Source organism: Terribacillus saccharophilus (assembly GCF_000725365.1).
In the GTDB taxonomy this organism is placed as follows: domain Bacteria; phylum Bacillota; class Bacilli; order Bacillales; family Amphibacillaceae; genus Terribacillus; species Terribacillus saccharophilus.
In genome coordinates this window covers 2093903-2111856 of record NZ_CP008876.1, presented here as the reverse complement: position 1 = coordinate 2111856, position 17954 = coordinate 2093903, and the positions used below count along the sequence as shown (strand labels likewise).

The window sequence follows — 17954 nt, the reverse complement described above, 5'->3', positions numbered from 1 at the left end:
CCAAGGATTGTTTCAACATCACTGTTCGCTTTTGTTAATGCGTGGAATGAATTTATGTTTGGCTATGTATTTATAAAGGAGGATTCAATCAATAGTCTCGCATGTTCAAAGGGCTTATACGGCTGATTAAGGGAGCATCAACAGTAACATTATGAAAGCAATTAAATATAACAAAAGGCTACCATGTAAACAGAAAGGGAGTGGAAGAAATGAGTTTTAAGATTGTTTTTATCGGAGCTGGCAGCATTGGCTTTACGCGTGCATTGTTACGGGATATTTTAGCTGTATCTGCATTCAACGACATAAAGATTGCTTTTACCGATATTGATGATAAAAATTTGAGTATGGTGACAGAGCTTTGTCAGCGGGACATTTATGAAAACGGGTTATCAATAGAGATTCAATCAACTCTTGATCGCAGAGAAGCTTTAAAAGATGCACGTTACATTATCTCTGTTTTTCGTATTGGTGGGTTAGAGGCATTTGAACAGGATATTAACATTCCTTTACGCTATGGAGTCGATCAATGTGTAGGGGACACATTAAGTGCCGGTGGTATAATGTACGGTCAGCGCGGTATTCATGAAATGCTAGAGATTTGTAAGGATATAAAAGAGGTTGCTGAGCCGGATTGTTTGTTGCTGAACTACGCGAATCCTATGGCGATGCTTACATGGGCATGCAATACGTATGGAGGTGTGAGAACAGTTGGGCTTTGTCACGGTGTTCAAGGTGGGCATAGGCAAATAGCCGACGTGCTTGAGCTTGAGCAGAAGGATGTAGACATAGTTTGCGCAGGGATTAATCATCAAACGTGGTACATCCAAGTAAACCACAAAGGTGAAGACTTAACAGATAAACTTCTTGAAGCGTTTGAAAAACATCCTGAGTATAGTAAAACTGAAAAGGTACGTATCGACATGCTTCGTCGCTTTGGCTACTATAGCACGGAATCGAATGGGCATTTAAGCGAATATGTACCGTGGTATCGCAAACGAATAGAAGAGATCAACGATTGGATTGATTTAGGTACTTGGATCAATGGAGAAACAGGCGGTTATCTGCGAGTGTGCACAGAAGGCCGAAATTGGTTTAAAGAAGATTTTCCAAACTGGATGAAAGAGCCCGCATATCGATATACCGAGAAAGAGCGGGGACAAGAACACGGCTCATATATCATTGAAGCATTGGAAACTGGCCGAACTTACCGCGGTCACTTCAATACAATGAACCATGGTATCATTCAGAACTTACCACAAGATGCGGTCATTGAAGCTCCAGGCTATGTTGATAGAAATGGCATTAGCATGCCTATCGTTGGCGATCTTCCCCTTGGATGTGCTGCTGTTTGTCAAGCGAGCATTTCTGTGCAAAGGCTTTCCGTTGAAGCTGCTATCACAGGAAATGATCAACTCTTAAGGCAGGCGTTTATGATGGATCCACTAGTTGGTGCTGTGTGTACGCCTCCAGAAATTTGGCAAATGGTTGATGACATGCTCATCGCACAGGAGAAATGGCTGCCACAATACGAGCAGAGTATTACTAAAGCCAAGGAACGTCAAAAAAGGGAAGAACGTTTGCCGACAAAAGAATATACAGGTGCTGCTCGTTTAAAAACAAAAACAGTTGAAGAAATGAGAGCGAATCGAGAAGAAGCGTCTAAAAACGCGAAGGAAGCAGATAAAGCGCTGGAGCGACCTGCGAAAACATAAACACAATGGGAACAGACAATCAAGATCCTATTAACTCTTATTTGAGAATCAGCTCTCTACTTAATTAAATAATAGGACACACAAAAACACCCCAAAAGTTATGTGTTGCTAACTTTTGGGGTGTAGCTTTGTATTAGGATGCTGATTCGACAGCGTCGATAACTGATCCAGTTTCTGCATCAACGAAGAATTCGTATTGAGCAGGTTTTCCGTCGATCGTACGGGAGATACCGCCACGGTAAACAGTATACGTGAGGCCGTGCTTCACTTTTTCTTCCGGTTTCATGTAGATCCAAGATCCACTGATCGGACCTTCTTTCTTAAACGCTTCTTTAGCGAATTTCAATGCTTTTTCCGGAGTTACTTTCTGTTGTTTCGCAATCTGCTTTTGGATAAGATACCCAGCCGCAAGGCCAGCACCTACGATTGCTACTGTTTTCTTTACGCCCATTTTGGTCACCTCTTCAACTTAAGTTATGTTCTATTATAGCTTATTACCTAAGAAATATAAAACGAAACAACCTTTATGGCATGTTGAGGAGCAATAGTTTACAATAGATATACAATAGTCTGACAAAAAGGGAGTACATATACATGAAACAAAAAACATTGGATTTATTTAAACAGTTAACAGAGCTGCAGGCAGCGCCAGGCAACGAACAGCTTATGCGCGCCTTTATGAAAGAAAGGCTGAAGCCTTATTCGGATGAGATCATCCAGGATAAGCTTGGAGGTATATTTGGCGTTAAGAAAGGCAGTGGTCCTAAGGTGATGGCTGCTGGACATATGGATGAGGTCGGCTTCATGGTGACAGGCATTACACCAAATGGTCTGCTTCGTTTTCAGACATTAGGCGGCTGGTGGAGTCAAGTGCTGCTTGCACAGCGCGTGCAGGTTATGACAGACGAAGGACCGATTCCAGGTGTCATCAGCTCTACACCTCCGCATCTGTTAACGCCTGAGCAGCGGAGTAAGCCTGCCAGCATTGACAGCATGCTAATTGATATCGGTGCAGATGATGAGCGCGATGCATATGAGCTTGGTGTAAAGCTAGGTCAGCAAATCCTGCCGTATATGCCATTTACCCCGATGGCTAATGAGAAGAAAATCTTGGCAAAAGCTTGGGATAATCGATATGGCTGTGGATTGGCGCTCGAATTGATGGAAGAAGTTGCTGGAGAAACATTGCCGAATCAGTTGTATGCTGGTGCGACGGTACAGGAAGAAGTCGGTCTTCGTGGCGCACAAGTTGCTGCCAATATGATCAAGCCGGATATTTTCTATGCGATGGATGCGTCACCTGCCAATGATGTTAGCGGAGACAAGCAAGCCTTCGGTCACTTGGGTCAGGGAGCATTACTTCGTATTTTTGACGGTACAATGATCATGAACCGCAATATGCGTGAATTCATCCTTGATACAGCGGAATCAAATAATATCAACTATCAGTACTATGTCGGCAAAGGCGGCACAGATGCAGGTCGTGTACATTTGGCACATGAAGGTGTTCCTTCAGCTGTCATCGGTATCGTTTCCCGCTATGTTCACACTAGTGCAAGTATTATTCATGTTGATGATTATGCAGCTGCAAAAGAACTCCTGGTCAAGCTTGTCAGGACAACAGATCAGTCGACAGTGGATCTTATTACTTCGAACGATTGATTTAGTTGGAAAGGAAGCGCAACTGATGAAAATGATAGTCGGATCTAAAAATCCTGCCAAAGTTCAGGCGGTTTCAGCTGTGTTCGGAACTCGGTGGGAACTTGAAAGTGCAGCAGTCGATTCTGGCGTGAGTGCACAGCCGATGAGTGACGAAGAGACACGCCAAGGTGCCATCCAGCGTGCAATAGCATGCAGCAAGCTGGATGGAGCGGCGGCTGGTATTGGACTTGAAGGCGGCGTCACTGAGATGGATGACGGTTTGTATATATGCAACTGGGGTGCTTTGGCAGTCGGGGATAAAGTGTGGAGTGCAAGCGGTGCTAAGCTGCTTTTGCCTGACTTCATCGCCGAACCAGTGCTTTCAGGTCAAGAGCTTGGTCCAGTTATGCGGGCATTTACAAGCAGGCAGGATATCTCCACAACTGAAGGAGCAGTCGGCGTTTTTACCGATGGACATATGTCTCGCTCTGCTATGTTCGAACATATTTGTTTGCTATTGAAAGGGCAGTATAGCTTTTATGAGATAAATAAAAAGAAGGAAGCGGAACTTTAATAGCCGCTTCCTTCTTTTTTATGATGTCTTTTTATATTCCGTCGTATCGTCTTTATCGTCTTCCGCGATAGGGAAATCTGGCTGATCTGCTTCGAGGTCCGTCTCAGCAAAAACTTCTTTTTCGGAAGAAGCTGTGTCAGCTGAATCAGATGTATTTAAATATTCTTCTTCCTTATCGCTGGATTCAGTTGAATTATCCGCTGCAGAGGCAAATTCAAATTGAGCTACCTCTATAGCCAATTCTTTGGCCAGCTGCTGCAGCTGGGCGGCTGCGTTTGTCAGAATATCGATTGAAGCTGCCTGCGTATCACTTGAGGAAGCTACTTCTTGTGCTGTTGAGGCTGCTTCATCGGCTATTTGATTGATATGTTCAAGCATATCCGCAACAGAATCATTACTTGCGGCAACTTCTGAAACAGAAGAAGAGATGTCTTTCATTTTCGAATTACCTTGCTGCAGCTGTTTATGAATACGATCAAATGCATTTGTTGTTTCTTCGACACTGGAAGCTTGAACTTGCTGATAAGCATCGAAGGCTTTGGCTTCTTCCGCCAAATCACTCATCTGCTGATTCATTGTACCAACAAGCTTGTGGATTTGCTGTGCTTCTTGTTTGGAGCGTACTGCTAGCTTTTTCACTGCATCAGCAACTACAGCAAATCCTCTTCCTTGCTCACCTGCACGAGCTGATTCAATAGCTGCATTCAGTGCCAGCAGGTTTGTGCTTTCTGAAATCTCCTCAATTGTCTGGACAATAGAGCGAATCTGATTTGCCTGCTGTACAGCACTTTGGATTTCAGTTGTAAGCTTTTGAGCAAGCTTCATGAAGCTATCTGAGGTTTCATGCAGTTTTTGCATTTGATTGATACCATTGCTTCCTTCCAGCTCTGCTTGTTTCATCGCTTGACCGACTAGTGCTGTTTCATCCTTCATCATTGTAATTGCATGACGTACCTTATCCAGCATCACATTGCTTTCTTCCAGTTGAGCAGCTTGATCCTGCGCGCCACCTGCGACTTGGCCGATTGCTTGGTTCACTTCTTCATATTGAGCTGCTGTCTGCTGGGAAGCTGCTGCTAGATAAGAAGAGGAGTCATCTAACACTTCGGAAGCTTCTTTCACTTTCATCATAGACTGTTCCATCTTACCAGCCATTTGATTAAATGTTTCACCTAAATCTGCCATCTCGTCCTTTGTGGTTATTGGTACACGGTAAGCTAAATTACCATTTCCGATAATTTCCGTAGCTTCTTTAAGCTGACGAATTGATTTCGTAATGGCTCGAATAAGCGGCCATCCGATACAAAGTACAAGCAGGAAACTAAGAATGATCACTGCAAGTAAGACAATGCCAAGAACTGTAGATGTTCTTTCATTTGACTGTTTCAAATTGTCGGTTTGCTCAATTGCTGTTTCTCCGACACTATCTACAGTCGTTGTTACTTCCAAAGCAGCTGTTTCGAAATTCGCTGCTAGCTCTGAAGCCTGGGTGCGTGTGTTCGACAGCGTGGACATGGCGGAAGTGTATTTTAAGAGACTGGTGTTTATATCACTAACCGCGTCACTATCTAAATTTGAATCGGAAATTGCCGTTTTGAATGCGTCTACTGCTCCATCGAATTGGTCTTTATTTGGGACAACGCCATTTGGAGGCTGGATGATACCTTGTTCGGTTCTTGTGACGTTCTCTAAAGCAGCAGATACGTCATCTCCAGCATTTTCAGCAATGCCGCGAAAATTCTCTGAAGCATCACTTATGATTTTGCGGAGTCCTTCATCAGAAGTGTAGCCTATTGTTTCGTTCATACTCGTGACTTTTTCAAGTTCTTGTTCATAGGAAGCTGCACCTTCCTTGATTTGCGTAAAGTAAGCTTGTAAATCCTTATTATCTTTGTATTTGTCTTCATATGTAGAAGCTTGTTTCTCAATGCCAGCAATAGCGCCTAGTACAGATTCGGCGTTAGATACAGAAGGCTGGGCAAAGTATGTCTCCTGCTTTTCAAGTGTATCAAGCATGTCATCCTTGATATATTGACTGGACACATAGGCTTCTTGGTATCGCTGTGTTTCATCTGACATTTGATTCTGCTGGTAGAAATAATAATAACTGAATGCTCCAAGTAACAGAATACTTGCCAGTGAAGAGAACATGATTAAACGGATTCTCTGTCGAATGGTATGCATATATTTCCCCCTTATGCTATTGTGTGCTCTCTTATATTATAGGTACAACCTACCATATTTACAATAAATTAATAAAAGTTTGATAATTTAACTGAATGATTCGACCCATTCATATGATTTGAACTGTATATTCCTAGGTACAAAGAGGAAGGACCTTGCAAAGTGACAGCTACAAAGCGCAGTATATTCGCTTTTGGTTCTGTGCTTTGATAAAATGAAAAAAAAAGATTAATGGGGGCATTTTAAATTGAAAAACCTAGAATCAGAAGCACAACTCAAAGAAATACTCCAAAATGGCAAAACAATCTTAATGTTTTCTGCTGACTGGTGCCCGGACTGCCGAATCATCGAGCCGGAACTGCCAGAAATCGAAGCGAAATACAGCGAGTTCGAATTCATCCATGTAGACCGTGATCAGTTTATTGAAGTGTGTCAGCAATATGATGTATTTGGTATTCCGAGTTTTGTTGCATTCAATAAAGAAGAAGAAATCGGGCGTTTTGTTTCGAAGGATCGCAAGTCTAAAGAGGAAATCGAGTCTTTCATCGAATCCTTACCGCAATAACTGCAAGGAGTATAACTTATGAAAATGACTGCATTGAAAATGAAACAAAAATTGGAGGACCGCCTGCAGGATCCTGCATGGCGCACTTCTTATGATCGGGATAAGAGCAAATTTCGAGTAGAATGGCAGGATACGAAGGAAGGTGTGACGCTCGCACTTCCAAATATTATTGCAAAATATGAGACACGTGGCGAAAAAGCGCTGGATGAACTTGAACAGCATGTAAAAGAAGCTTTACGTGTCATGCATGAAGAGCAGCATCTGGAAGGAAATGAACAGCATGTCTTTCCAGTTATACGAGCTACCTCTTTTCCATCTAAGACGAAAGCCGGATTAAAGATGGTATATTCGGAGCATACGGCAGAAACGAGAATTTATTACGCGCTTGACCTTGGTAAATCGTACCGCCTCATTGATGAACAAATGATGGAAGAGCAAGGCTGGACTTTAGAACGTCTTCGAGAAATTGCTGCATTCAACGCTAGAAGTCTTTCTACAGAAATGAAAGAAGACAGGGTTGCAGAAAATTCCTTTTACTTTATTGCGACACAGGATGGCTACGATGCGAGCCGCATATTGAACGAGTCGCTCTTGGAAGGTTTCCGTGCGAATGCCAAGGGGGATGTGCTTGTAGCTGTTCCTCACCAGGATGTGCTGATTATAGCGGATATTGAAAATAAGACTGGTTATGATATATTAGCACAGGTAACCATGAAATATTTTGCAGAAGGCCGTGTACCAATCACATCTTTACCATTCATTTACGAAGATAAGAAATTGGAGCCAGTTTTCATTATGGCACGCAATAGACCAGAGTCTGCCAAGGGAGAGGAAAAGTAAGATGCAAGCATTTTATAACAAGCAAGGGATCGGTGACGTATTGCTGCTCGCTATCAAGCAAGGAGATCGTCATTCCATTAAAGAAGAGAGATTCGGAGATGTTGTGCGGATTACAGATAAGGATGAGCTAGTCGGTTATAATATCTTCCGCGCTTCTGAATACTTAAAAATCACAACAGCAGGCAAGGTGCAGGTTGATGAGGAATTCGTCGGCAAAATTCGTGATATTTTCCGTCAGAACAACTTGGAAGATGCACTTGATGTAGACCTTACTCCTAAATTCGTTGTTGGGTTTGTTAAGGAAAAGGAAAAGCACAGCAACGCTGATAAACTAAGTGTCTGCCAAGTAGACCTTGGAGATGAAACAGTACAAATCGTTTGTGGTGCACCAAACGTAGATGCAGGTCAAAAAGTGGTAGTTGCGAAAGTGGGCGCCATTATGCCGAGCGGTTTGGAAATCAAAGCCGGCAACTTACGTGGTGAAGATAGTTTTGGTATGATTTGCTCCCAAAAAGAGCTAGGTCTGCCAAACGCACCGGAAGAAAAAGGAATTTATGTACTGGACGATTCCTATAAAGTTGGCCAGGTTTTTGAATCTTAATAGGGAAATGAACACCGGATACAAACGTATCCGGTGTTTTTTTAGGTAAATGGGACTGAAATGCCTGAGAACCGCCGTATTTTTTGAGTTTTGATGGAATGTTTTTAGGGTAAAGCTATTCACGGTTTGTGAAAACCTGCTAAAATGAAGATATTATACTGAAAAAGGAAGATTTACTATGTGGGAGCGTCTTAGGCAAGCTCTAAGCAACTTTTTTATGACCGAAGTAGTAGTGGAAGAAGAACCAGAGCTGAAATCACGGAACGCTTCTGAACAGAAAGTACAGAAACAGTATCAGACAAATCAGCAGCCACAAGCAAAAATGGCTTATACATATCCAAAAGAACGTGCTTTTCGGTTTCCAATGATACCGGATGAGTCACGTAGTACAAAACCACCAGCCTCGAATGTGCGGCCGGTGCGTCATCGAACCCAACCAGATACTAAAATACCAGAAAAGCGGCAGCCGCGGCAGCCAGAAAAACCGAAAGTGCAAGAGCGGCCGTCCAGTGTAAACTGGCAGCGCCAGCCAGAAAGAAAAGAACCGGAACCAAAGATAGAGAAGAAGCCTTTCCAACCGACAGAAGTTCCGTCTCCCGTATACGGTTTTCGCAAGCGGAAAGAAGAGGTAGCAGATATCGTAACACTGGCATCCATTCAAGACCGGGCAGATTGGAAAAGAATCGCAGCTTCTGCTACTACGGTTAGTCCCGAAGTAGAGGAAGAAAAAAAGTTTGATATTCATGTTGAACAGGCTCCGGTTGAAGATAACAGACTGGAAAATCCTATACCGGAATCGATAGAGCAAATGGACATTACAGCTGCAGAATTTGATAACAAAGAAACTCTTTTAGAAGAAACAGATGTTAGCGTTGTAGAGGAAGAAGTAATTGAGGAAATTTCGGTTTCTGAAACAACGGAAGTTCTGGAAGCTGAACCAATTCAGCTTGAAGAAGAGCCAGCTAGCATAGAAGAAGAAATTGCATTGGACCAACCGGCTGATATAGAAGAGACTGCTTCGAATAAAGAAGCAGATAACATGGCAGAAGAAATTGTTTTGGAACAATCGATTGATTTAATCGAAGAAGACGATGCTCCGGACTTAGAAGCAGACTCCAAAGCAGAGGACGAAGTTGATGATCTTACGACTGAAGAGGCTGTACCAGAAGCAGCAGTAGATAGTGCAGCAGAAAAGACTGCTCCGAACCAAATAGCTGAGCTAGAAAAGACTGACGATTCAGTCGTACAAGCTGATGCTTCAGGCGTAGGAACAGTTCAGTCAGCGGAACTAACTGAAGAGAAAGAAGTATTACAGTCAAAGGAGAGCGCGGAAACATCAAACTCCCGAATTCGTGATACTAGCAGTACAGTGAGAAAATCAGTACCTTTCAACGTATTTATGACACCAAGAGATAAACGAAGCAATTTGCAGGAAAATAAGCTGTCCAGCCGCCAAGATTCACAGAAGACGGAGCAGGTTGAACAGAAAATCATTCAGCAGACAGAGCCGAGCTTTGCCAGACCTCCGATGCATCTTTTGAATGATCCTGTCGAACAAACGATAGAGAATGATGCTTGGGTCGATCAGCAAAGCCAGCTTTTGGAGACTACTCTGCAGCATTTCAATGTGAATGCACACGTGGTTAATGCGATGCAAGGCCCGTCTGTCACACGTTTTGAGGTTCAGCCTGATCTTGGTGTCAAGGTTAGCAAAATCAAGAGCCTGACAGATGATATCAAGCTTAATATGGCAGCAAAAGACATCCGTATGGAAGCGCCGATTCCTGGTAAGAATGCAATCGGTATCGAAGTGCCGAATGCTGAATCGAAGCAAGTAGGCTTACAGGAAATACTGGAGACGGAAGATTTTAAAGATAACAGTTCGCCGCTTTCAGTCGGACTAGGACTGAATATTTCCGGCAACCCGATTGTGACTAACTTACAGAAGATGCCCCACGGTCTGATAGCTGGAGCAACAGGTTCAGGTAAAAGTGTATGTATCAATACGATTCTGCTAAGTCTATTGTATAAGGCGAATCATAAACAGGTGAAATTCCTTCTGATCGATCCAAAGATGGTGGAGCTTGCTCCTTACAATGACTTGCCTCATCTAGTCTCTCCAGTTATTACTGACACCAAAGCAGCTACTGCAGCTCTGAAGTGGGCGGTAAATGAAATGGAAGAACGATACATGAAGTTCGTCGGCGAAGGTGTCCGCGATATCGGACGATATAACGAGAAACTCGATAAGCAAGGGCGATACGCTGATAAGATGCCATATTTGGTCATCGTTATCGATGAGTTGGCAGATCTGATGATGGTAGCTCCTCAAGATGTTGAGGATTCTATCTGCCGTATCGCACAGAAAGCGCGGGCAGCCGGCATCCATCTGCTGCTTGCGACGCAGCGTCCGTCCGTGGATGTTATTACAGGCTTGATTAAAGCCAATATCCCGACACGAATTGCTTTCAGTGTTTCTTCTGCAATCGATTCTCGGACAATAATTGATAATAATGGTGCAGAGAAATTGCTTGGAAAAGGTGATATGCTTTTCATCGAGAATGGAGCGCGGCAAGCCCAGCGCATCCAGGGTGCTTTTGTGTCTGATGAAGAGATCGAACGAGTTGTACAATATGTAAAACAAACAGCACCGCCAGAATATCTTTTCCAGCATGAGGATCTGCTCGAACGCCGCGAGTCCGAAGAAGATGAGGATGAGTTGTATCGAGAAGCAGTTGAGTTTGTAATTGAGCACAATAGTGCGAGTGCAAGCTTGCTGCAGCGTCGTTTCAAAATTGGTTATAACCGTGCTGCCAGATTGATTGATCATATGGAGATGAGAGGTGTCATCTCCGAACAGAAAGGGAGCAAGCCACGCGATGTACTCGTTTCGCTGGCTCAGCTTCAAACGGAATGAATGACAGCCTGGATGTTGTCCTATGGACCGTCCAGGCTGTATTGTTATCCGAGACACCAACAATGGGTGCTATGTATATACTGTAAAAAGCGTAACAGAAGAGATTCTGCATTTATAAAATACCGACAAAATGCTATACTGTTGCTAGTATGCTTTTTTTCATGTATATGTGACACACGACGCTTTACATACTTATACTAACACAATACAAAAGCGACATATTATTATGTGGAGGTTCCTATTATGACAACTTACCATTTCGTTGGTATTAAAGGATCTGGTATGAGTGCATTGGCGCAGATCCTGCATGATGCAGGTGAGAAAGTCCAAGGCTCCGATGTGGAGAAAGTTTTCTTCACAGATCAGGCTCTGAAAGATAAAAACATTACAATACTGCCATTTACAAAAGATAATATCAAACCGAATTTAACAATCATTGCAGGGAATGCTTTCTCTGATGAACACGAGGAAATCCTTGAAGCTAAAAAGCTTGGTCTTCCAATCTATCGCTATCATGACTTCTTAGGTGCATATGCGGATAAATTCCGCAGTATTGCAGTAACAGGAGCACATGGCAAAACATCGACGACAGGTCTCATGGCATATACACTGAAGCAGTCTCACCCAATCTCTTATTTGATCGGAGACGGAACTGGAAGCGGACAGCCTAAGAGTGATTACTTTGTTTTTGAAGCATGTGAGTACCGCCGCCACTTCCTAGCTTATAAACCGGATTATGCGGTCATGCTGAATATAGATTTCGATCATCCTGACTATTTCCAGAACATCGAGGATGTTTTCCAGGCTTTTCAGCAATTAGCCGATCAAGTTAAGCACGGCATCATTGCATGCGGTGATGATCCATATTTACGTGACCTTCAAGCAAATGTACCAATTCATTATTATGGATTCGATGCCTCCAATATGTATCAGGCAAAAAATGTACATGAAGAGCCAAATGGCACGACATTCGATGTATATATTGAAGGCAGCTTCTATCATACGTTCACCATTCCTGGATACGGGAATCATCAGGTTCTCAATGCGCTGGCAGTGACAGCAGTATGTCATCAGGAAGGTATGACACCTGATCAAATCAAAGAAATGTATGGTTTCACGGGTGTAAAACGACGTTTCTCTGAGAAGCAAGCCGGCAGCCAAGTATTGGTGGATGATTATGCTCATCATCCAAAAGAAATCGAAGTAACGATAGAATCAGCTCAGAAGAAATATCCTGATAAGCAGATTGTGGCTGTATTTCAGCCGCACACCTTCTCAAGGACAAAGACTTTCTTGCAAGAGTTCGCAGACAGTCTGAAAAACGCGGATAGCGTTTATCTGTGTGACATTTTCGGTTCAGCTCGTGAAGCAAAAGGGAATCTGACAATCCAGGATTTGCAAGAGCTTATACCAGGCTGTGAAGTATTGCAGCTTGAAGATGTTAAAGTACTTAAGCAGTATGAAGACAGTGTTCTTCTATTCATGGGAGCCGGTGACATACAGAAATTCCAGGCCCGCTATGAAGAGTCGTTGCAAGCTGTCCAATAATCAATTACACTTAAAAAAGGGAGTATTGCTCCCTTTTTTTTATTTGTACTTTTATGTTTAACGACGTACACCAAGGGAATAACGTAGTTAGACAAAGGAGTATAAAGCATGAGATGTGCTTCAACTACTCATACTACATACCAAGAAGGAGCTGACTAATCATTATGGAAATTCTAGGGTACATCGCTGCATTGATTGCAGCAATCGCATTCGCAGTCTTAGTAATCTACCTCGCAAAAACATTGAAAGCTGCTTCACGCACACTAAATGATGTTGCAAGCACATTGGAAGGTGTAGAGAAACAGATGCAGGGCATAACGAGCGAAACAGCTGAACTGCTAAGCAAAACAAATCACCTTGCAGAGGATATCGGAGAAAAAGCGCAGAAGCTTAATACTCTTGTTGACGGAATTGAAGGTATCGGTGATACAGTACACAGCCTCAACAATTCTATCCGCAATGTGTCCAACAAAGTGGCACTATCTGCAGAACAGCATACAGAACAAACTGGCCAAGTACTAAAATGGGGCTCAGTTATACTTGACTTATGGAAGAAAAAGAAGCAGAATGAAGCCAATGAGGTCGCCTCTGTACCTGCAGTGCAGCCAACAGAGCAGCCACTACCAGTAAAAGAAACATCCCATTAAACCAAGCGACGCGATAGGAGGCAATGCAGTATGTCAACGAAAAAGACGAACGGAAGAGATTTTCTGATTGGTTCGATCATCGGCAGCGTAGTAGGAGCTGTGACTGCTCTTGTTCTTGCACCTAAATCCGGTAAAGAACTTCGCAGCGATATTACGGAACAGGCTAGCTCCCTAAAAGGGCGCGCGGGCGAAATGAAAACACAGTACAGTGAAAAAGGTGCACAATGGAAAGATGTTGTCACTGAAAAATCCCGTGTAGTAGCTGATAAGGTGAAAGAATCCTCTCAGACTGTACAGGACAAAGTTAAGAACTTAAAATCCAAAGACCAAGCAGATGACACAGCTTCAAACGATAAGGAAGCAGAAGATGCAGCGGAAGAAGTAGCACGCGCAATCGAGGAAGCTGCAAGGGAATTGGAAATGGAACAGCAGAAATCCACGATTGAACGTAACAAGGATCTTTAATTATAAGACTCCTAAGCATCTTGCTTAGGAGTCTGTTTATTTTTAGAAGGGAGTTTTGACAGAATGGAAGCTAAAGTTATCCAAAGCCTAGAGGAATTTCAGGATGTATTGAACAGGGATGCATCATTTTATTTGCTCAAGCATAGTTTGACTTGCCCGATCAGTGCAAGAGCGAAGCAGGAGTATGATCGCTATAGCCTAGATACACAAATCCCGATGTACACATTATATGTTCAAGAAGCTCGGGAGCTTTCTAATACGATTGCGGACCGTTATGACGTTAGACACGAATCTCCGCAGGCATTACTTTTTGAGAATAATCAAGTAATCTGGAATACATCACATCATGACATTACAGAAACTGTTTTACGGGAACAGGAAACTAGATTCAATCAGTAGGTGGGCTTAACATGGAGCATGAACACAAATCGGGAAAGAAGGAGGAAGTTATTCGGGTCGGTGAATATGGTATCTTCTTCAAGCGTCCATATCAGATTATGTACATGCTGAATGATTTTCTCATTGGGATAATCTTTCTTATCGGCAGTTTCTTCTTTTTATATGAATCTCTCAAGACGGCGGGCTGCTGGCTTTTTGCAGTTGGCAGTTTGCTTCTCTTAATCCGTCCGACAATCCGTCTTGTCCATGATATTCACTATAAGCGATATAGTAAAAATCAATAAAAAGCTGTACGCATTAGCGTACAGCTTTTTAAGTAGTTAATTCAATTTTATCGTGAGGAGACAAAGGATCGTGGAAGGATGCTTTGTCTCCATTTTTATATAACTGGAAGTTTCCGCTGATCTTTGTCAAATCTATGTCAACAAACCGGAAAATATCCTGGATGATGAATTGATCTGTGCTTACACGCATTTGAAGTCGGGCACCGCTAGGAATTCGCTCCTCATGTTCCAGCGGTTTTTCTCCACTATACAGCTGTGCTGCTGGAGGAGTAAGCTTAAGTGTTTTTCCATTGAATTCAACTGTCAAACTCGTCTGTTTTTCCGTCTGAAGATGAGAAATCAACTCAGATGCTGTTGGTGATTTACGTTCAGCGATACGGATACTATCTCCATCATTCACCTGATCACGTAATCGTGCTGGAATTTCATTGATGGTAAACACCTGACTAAATGAATCAATCGACATTAGCTTATCATTTATGTAGACCTCATATTCCATGTCATCAGGCAATGCCGGTAAAGGCAACTGCTGTTCATGTAAGAAATGTTCTATTGTTGTTGTTCGCTGTAAAGTAATTTCATCCCTGTCCTTGAGCTGACGGGTCGGATGAGCTGGCTGTCCATTTACGAGCAGCTGCTGTTTCATCTGATAAGGTCGACCATTATAAAAGACGGTAATCGGATCTAAATCTCCTGTTATATCGCTTACAGACACTTGCGCTGGCAAACCATCGACACCAGCTTCGACATCCAGTGTATCTCCATCTTTAATCGATGAGTCAAGACTTGCTGTCTGCTGGTTGAGACGTATAGTTGGAGCTTGTCCTAATGTGCCAGGAAGGGTGAGGGCTTTCCCTTGGAAAGTAATCATACAAGCGGCTCCTGGTTTCCCATAAAGACGTGCTACCTGTATGCCAGCTGCCAGTAATGCATCACCAATAGTCAGTTTTTTCATATCGAATAAACGAATGACCCGACCGTTGACAATAATACTGACATAATGGACAGGGTTCTGTTTGGCTGCTAAGGCAATACCAATTGGTGTAATAAAAGCAGGGCCAGATGGTACGTTATCCGTTTTCGCAAGCGGTTGGATGGCTTCTGTTCCGCGTATAGCTACTCTATTCTCCGGCAGTTGGAGCCGTTTCGCCAAACGTACAGCCAGTCCAGGTGTCTGGCTGCCGCCTCCGACGAGCATGACAGCTTTTGGGGCAACAGCATTCAACTGAATAATAGATCCCGCAATTGCTTCTGCCAGCTTTTCGACTGCATGGCCTATGTCCTGTTCGACTTGATCTGCTTCCAGCTGCTGTTCGAAGCCAAGTATATCCATCGTTGTAATAGTCCCTTTTTCAGCCCAGTCCCTTTTTGCCGCTTCGGCTACGTGAAAATCGAGCAAATAATGATCACTTATCGCTTCTGTTATTTCATCACCTGCTTTTGGAACCATGCCATAAGCGGTAATGGTTCCTTCATTCGTAATGGCAATGTCACTTGTACCAGCACCGATATCAACCAATGCTACATTCAAGCGACGCATAGATGGTGGTATAAGGACGCTGATTGCAGCAATTGGCTCCAATGTCAGTGCATCCATCTCCAAATTACTGCGCTTTAATGCTGATAATAATGATTCGACAACGACCTTCGGAAGGAAAGTGGCAATAATCTCCACACTTGCTTCATTGCCTTGCTGATCTATCAGCGAACCTATCTCCTGTTCGTCGAGTTGATAATGCAGAACAGAATAGCCCACACAATAATAATCGGTACTCTTATCCTTCGATTGGGCGATTTCATATTGTGCCTGCTGCACGGCACTGAGCTCCAGATGCTGCACTTGCTCTCGGTCCAATACACCTCGCTCGGCTATTGAATGCTGCATCCGGATACGTTTTGTCTGCAGCGAACGTCCTGCAGCTGCGACACATACTTTATGCAGCTGACCGTGTTTTTCCTCAAGTTTAACTTTCACTTCCATGATAACCTGTGCGACGGCAACTACATCATGAATCTGGCCGTCAAGCATCGAGCGCTCATCATGTTCAATTATCTCGTAATCTATCAATGTATAAATGCCAGCATCTTCTTCAAGAAGCATGCCGACAACAGATCTAGTTCCAATATCTAAGGCGAAAATTCTTTCCTTCAAAACGATATTCCTTTCTGCATTGAACTCTTAGCTTCACTGAACGCGACAGCATAATGAAACTCCTGGATCCATTTAAAGCTCCTATTGTCATTCTACACTATTTGTGGATGACAGCGCGTAAACTTTTAGCTATAATGATTGCTAATTACTTGAGCTGGATATACTAGATAGAGAGTGGGAGAGAGCGATGAATATGGATGAATTAACGGTACTGCGAAAGAAATTAGATGAAGTGAATCTTGATTTGCTTGCTTTGATCAGTGAACGAGGCAAACTTGTTCAGGAAATCGGTGAAGTGAAAAAAAGACAAGGAACGAAGCGATTTGACCCGGTACGGGAGAGAGATATGCTGAATGTTATATCTGATAACAACAAAGGGCCGTTTCAGGATGCTACACTTCAGCACTTATTCAAGGAAATCTTCAAAGCAAGCCTTGAACTGCAGGAAGACGATATGCATAAGGCGTTGCTTGTATCACGACGTTGTAAACCCGAAAATACTGTCATTACTATCAAAGGCACGAAAATAGGGGATGGAGAGCCGCAATTTGTTTTTGGACCATGCTCTGTGGAGAGTTACCAACAGACAGCCAAAGTAGCTGAATCTTTGCAAGAAAAAGGTCTGAAACTTTTGCGAGGCGGTGCTTTTAAGCCGCGCACTTCTCCTTATGATTTTCAAGGTTTAGGCGAGGAAGGGCTTCGGATCTTGAAAAAAATTGCTGATACGTATGACTTGGCGGTTATCAGCGAAATCGTAGCACCTGAGGATATCGAGAAGGCAGCCGAGTATTTGGATGTCATCCAAATTGGCGCTCGTAATATGCAGAACTTCGAGTTGTTGAAAGCAGCCGGGGATGTTAAGAAGCCAATTCTTTTAAAACGCGGCATGAGCTCTACCATTTCCGAATTCATCCATGCAGCAGAATATATCAGCTCCCGCGGGAATAATGACATAATCCTTTGTGAAAGAGGAATTCGTACGTATGAAACTGCAACAAGGAACACATTGGACATTACTGCTGTTCCAATTTTGAAACAAGAAACACATCTTCCGGTTATGGTCGATGTTACGCATTCTACTGGCCGGCGTGATTTGCTGCTTCCAGCAGCTAAAGCAGCCCTTGCAATCGGTGCTGACGGTATTATGGCGGAAGTTCATCCAGATCCTGCGGTTGCCCTATCTGATGCAGCACAGCAAATGGATCTGCCTCGATTTGATGCATTTTATCGTGATCTTATTGCCCACAGCAGTTATGCCAGTCGTATCCCTTCCGGAAATTGACAGCTGGTACCATAGCAATCCTATAGTATCAAGGGTTTTTTGAATCTCTTTCTACTGAAATGTTCAAAACTCTGGTATAATGGGTAAAGAATATGTGAATAAACATACAAATTATTATTATCATCTTTAGGTGATTGGAATCG

16 protein-coding genes are annotated in these 17954 nt (G+C 43.1%); 13 read left to right on the top strand and 3 right to left on the bottom strand.

Features of this window, described 5'->3' with window-relative positions; translation table 11 throughout:
- Positions 1-209: 209 nt before the first annotated feature.
- Positions 210-1712 (top strand): alpha-glucosidase/alpha-galactosidase, encoded by a 1503-nt coding sequence (gene melA / locus GZ22_RS10715; RefSeq protein ID WP_038562333.1) that lies wholly within the window; start codon positions 210-212, stop codon positions 1710-1712.
- A gap of 133 nt (positions 1713-1845) precedes the next feature.
- On the opposite strand, the gene GZ22_RS10710 is transcribed toward melA, so the two are convergent.
- Positions 1846-2163, bottom strand: coding sequence for a PepSY domain-containing protein (locus GZ22_RS10710; RefSeq protein ID WP_038562329.1), 318 nt, complete (start codon positions 2161-2163; stop codon positions 1846-1848).
- A 143-nt stretch (positions 2164-2306) separates the two neighbouring features.
- Here GZ22_RS10710 and GZ22_RS10705 point away from each other — a divergent pair, with 143 nt between their 5' ends.
- A complete protein-coding gene (locus GZ22_RS10705) occupies positions 2307-3374 on the top strand; it encodes a M42 family metallopeptidase (protein WP_038562327.1) in 1068 nt (355 codons plus the stop codon).
- 25 nt (positions 3375-3399) lie between these two features.
- Positions 3400-3927 carry a DUF84 family protein gene (locus GZ22_RS10700; RefSeq protein WP_038562324.1) on the top strand — a complete coding sequence of 176 codons (528 nt, stop codon included), beginning with the start codon at positions 3400-3402 and terminating at the stop codon, positions 3925-3927.
- A gap of 18 nt (positions 3928-3945) precedes the next feature.
- Here GZ22_RS10700 and GZ22_RS10695 read toward each other — a convergent pair whose 3' ends face one another.
- A complete protein-coding gene (locus tag GZ22_RS10695; protein WP_038562321.1) occupies positions 3946-6111 on the bottom strand; it encodes a methyl-accepting chemotaxis protein in 2166 nt (721 codons plus the stop codon).
- Between the two features lie 247 nt (positions 6112-6358).
- Here GZ22_RS10695 and GZ22_RS10690 point away from each other — a divergent pair, with 247 nt between their 5' ends.
- The 9 genes from GZ22_RS10690 to GZ22_RS10650 all read left to right on the top strand — a co-directional run bounded on the left by GZ22_RS10690 (position 6359) and on the right by GZ22_RS10650 (position 14377).
- Positions 6359-6676 (top strand): thioredoxin family protein, encoded by a 318-nt coding sequence (locus tag GZ22_RS10690; protein WP_038562318.1) that lies wholly within the window; start codon positions 6359-6361, stop codon positions 6674-6676.
- A gap of 18 nt (positions 6677-6694) precedes the next feature.
- Positions 6695-7516, top strand: a complete 822-nt coding sequence (locus GZ22_RS10685) for a DUF1444 domain-containing protein (RefSeq protein WP_038562315.1) — start codon at positions 6695-6697, stop codon at positions 7514-7516.
- 1 nt (position 7517) lies between these two features.
- Positions 7518-8117 (top strand): YtpR family tRNA-binding protein, encoded by a 600-nt coding sequence (gene ytpR / locus GZ22_RS10680; RefSeq protein WP_038562311.1) that lies wholly within the window; start codon positions 7518-7520, stop codon positions 8115-8117.
- 178 nt (positions 8118-8295) lie between these two features.
- Positions 8296-11034, top strand: a complete 2739-nt coding sequence (locus GZ22_RS10675; RefSeq protein ID WP_038562307.1) for a DNA translocase FtsK — start codon at positions 8296-8298, stop codon at positions 11032-11034.
- Between the two features lie 243 nt (positions 11035-11277).
- Positions 11278-12582 carry a UDP-N-acetylmuramate--L-alanine ligase gene (murC, locus tag GZ22_RS10670; RefSeq protein WP_038562304.1) on the top strand — a complete coding sequence of 435 codons (1305 nt, stop codon included), beginning with the start codon at positions 11278-11280 and terminating at the stop codon, positions 12580-12582.
- A gap of 164 nt (positions 12583-12746) precedes the next feature.
- A complete protein-coding gene (locus GZ22_RS10665; RefSeq protein ID WP_084160718.1) occupies positions 12747-13229 on the top strand; it encodes a DUF948 domain-containing protein in 483 nt (160 codons plus the stop codon).
- 30 nt (positions 13230-13259) lie between these two features.
- On the top strand, positions 13260-13694 hold the full coding sequence (locus GZ22_RS10660) for a YtxH domain-containing protein (protein WP_038562301.1): 435 nt from the start codon (positions 13260-13262) through the stop codon (positions 13692-13694).
- A 63-nt stretch (positions 13695-13757) separates the two neighbouring features.
- The gene (gene ytxJ, locus GZ22_RS10655) at positions 13758-14093 is read left to right on the top strand and encodes a bacillithiol system redox-active protein YtxJ (RefSeq protein ID WP_038562298.1); all 336 of its coding nucleotides are present in this window, start codon (positions 13758-13760) and stop codon (positions 14091-14093) included.
- 11 nt (positions 14094-14104) lie between these two features.
- Positions 14105-14377 (top strand): YrhK family protein, encoded by a 273-nt coding sequence (locus tag GZ22_RS10650; protein ID WP_038562295.1) that lies wholly within the window; start codon positions 14105-14107, stop codon positions 14375-14377.
- A gap of 28 nt (positions 14378-14405) precedes the next feature.
- On the opposite strand, the gene pilM is transcribed toward GZ22_RS10650, so the two are convergent.
- Positions 14406-16529 carry a pilus assembly protein PilM gene (gene pilM, locus GZ22_RS10645; protein ID WP_038562292.1) on the bottom strand — a complete coding sequence of 708 codons (2124 nt, stop codon included), beginning with the start codon at positions 16527-16529 and terminating at the stop codon, positions 14406-14408.
- A 187-nt stretch (positions 16530-16716) separates the two neighbouring features.
- Between pilM and GZ22_RS10640 the strand changes: the two genes are divergently transcribed.
- Positions 16717-17811: a bifunctional 3-deoxy-7-phosphoheptulonate synthase/chorismate mutase gene (locus GZ22_RS10640; RefSeq protein ID WP_038562289.1), complete on the top strand. Its 1095-nt coding sequence runs from the start codon at positions 16717-16719 to the stop codon at positions 17809-17811.
- Positions 17812-17954 lie beyond the last annotated feature (143 nt).

Excerpts from the sequence above, each read along its gene's own strand:
- melA (WP_038562333.1), top strand. The coding sequence starts at position 210 with ATGAGTTTTAAGATTGTTTTTATCGGAGCTGGCAGCATTGGCTTTACG.
- GZ22_RS10710 (WP_038562329.1), bottom strand. The coding sequence starts at position 2,163 with ATGGGCGTAAAGAAAACAGTAGCAATCGTAGGTGCTGGCCTTGCGGCT.
- GZ22_RS10705 (WP_038562327.1), top strand. The coding sequence starts at position 2,307 with ATGAAACAAAAAACATTGGATTTATTTAAACAGTTAACAGAGCTGCAG.
- GZ22_RS10700 (WP_038562324.1), top strand. The coding sequence starts at position 3,400 with ATGAAAATGATAGTCGGATCTAAAAATCCTGCCAAAGTTCAGGCGGTT.
- GZ22_RS10695 (WP_038562321.1), bottom strand. The coding sequence starts at position 6,111 with ATGCATACCATTCGACAGAGAATCCGTTTAATCATGTTCTCTTCACTG.
- GZ22_RS10685 (WP_038562315.1), top strand. The coding sequence starts at position 6,695 with ATGAAAATGACTGCATTGAAAATGAAACAAAAATTGGAGGACCGCCTG.
- ytpR (WP_038562311.1), top strand. The coding sequence starts at position 7,518 with ATGCAAGCATTTTATAACAAGCAAGGGATCGGTGACGTATTGCTGCTC.
- GZ22_RS10675 (WP_038562307.1), top strand. The coding sequence starts at position 8,296 with ATGTGGGAGCGTCTTAGGCAAGCTCTAAGCAACTTTTTTATGACCGAA.
- murC (WP_038562304.1), top strand. The coding sequence starts at position 11,278 with ATGACAACTTACCATTTCGTTGGTATTAAAGGATCTGGTATGAGTGCA.
- GZ22_RS10665 (WP_084160718.1), top strand. The coding sequence starts at position 12,747 with ATGGAAATTCTAGGGTACATCGCTGCATTGATTGCAGCAATCGCATTC.
- GZ22_RS10660 (WP_038562301.1), top strand. The coding sequence starts at position 13,260 with ATGTCAACGAAAAAGACGAACGGAAGAGATTTTCTGATTGGTTCGATC.
- ytxJ (WP_038562298.1), top strand. The coding sequence starts at position 13,758 with ATGGAAGCTAAAGTTATCCAAAGCCTAGAGGAATTTCAGGATGTATTG.
- GZ22_RS10650 (WP_038562295.1), top strand. The coding sequence starts at position 14,105 with ATGGAGCATGAACACAAATCGGGAAAGAAGGAGGAAGTTATTCGGGTC.
- GZ22_RS10640 (WP_038562289.1), top strand. The coding sequence starts at position 16,717 with ATGAATATGGATGAATTAACGGTACTGCGAAAGAAATTAGATGAAGTG.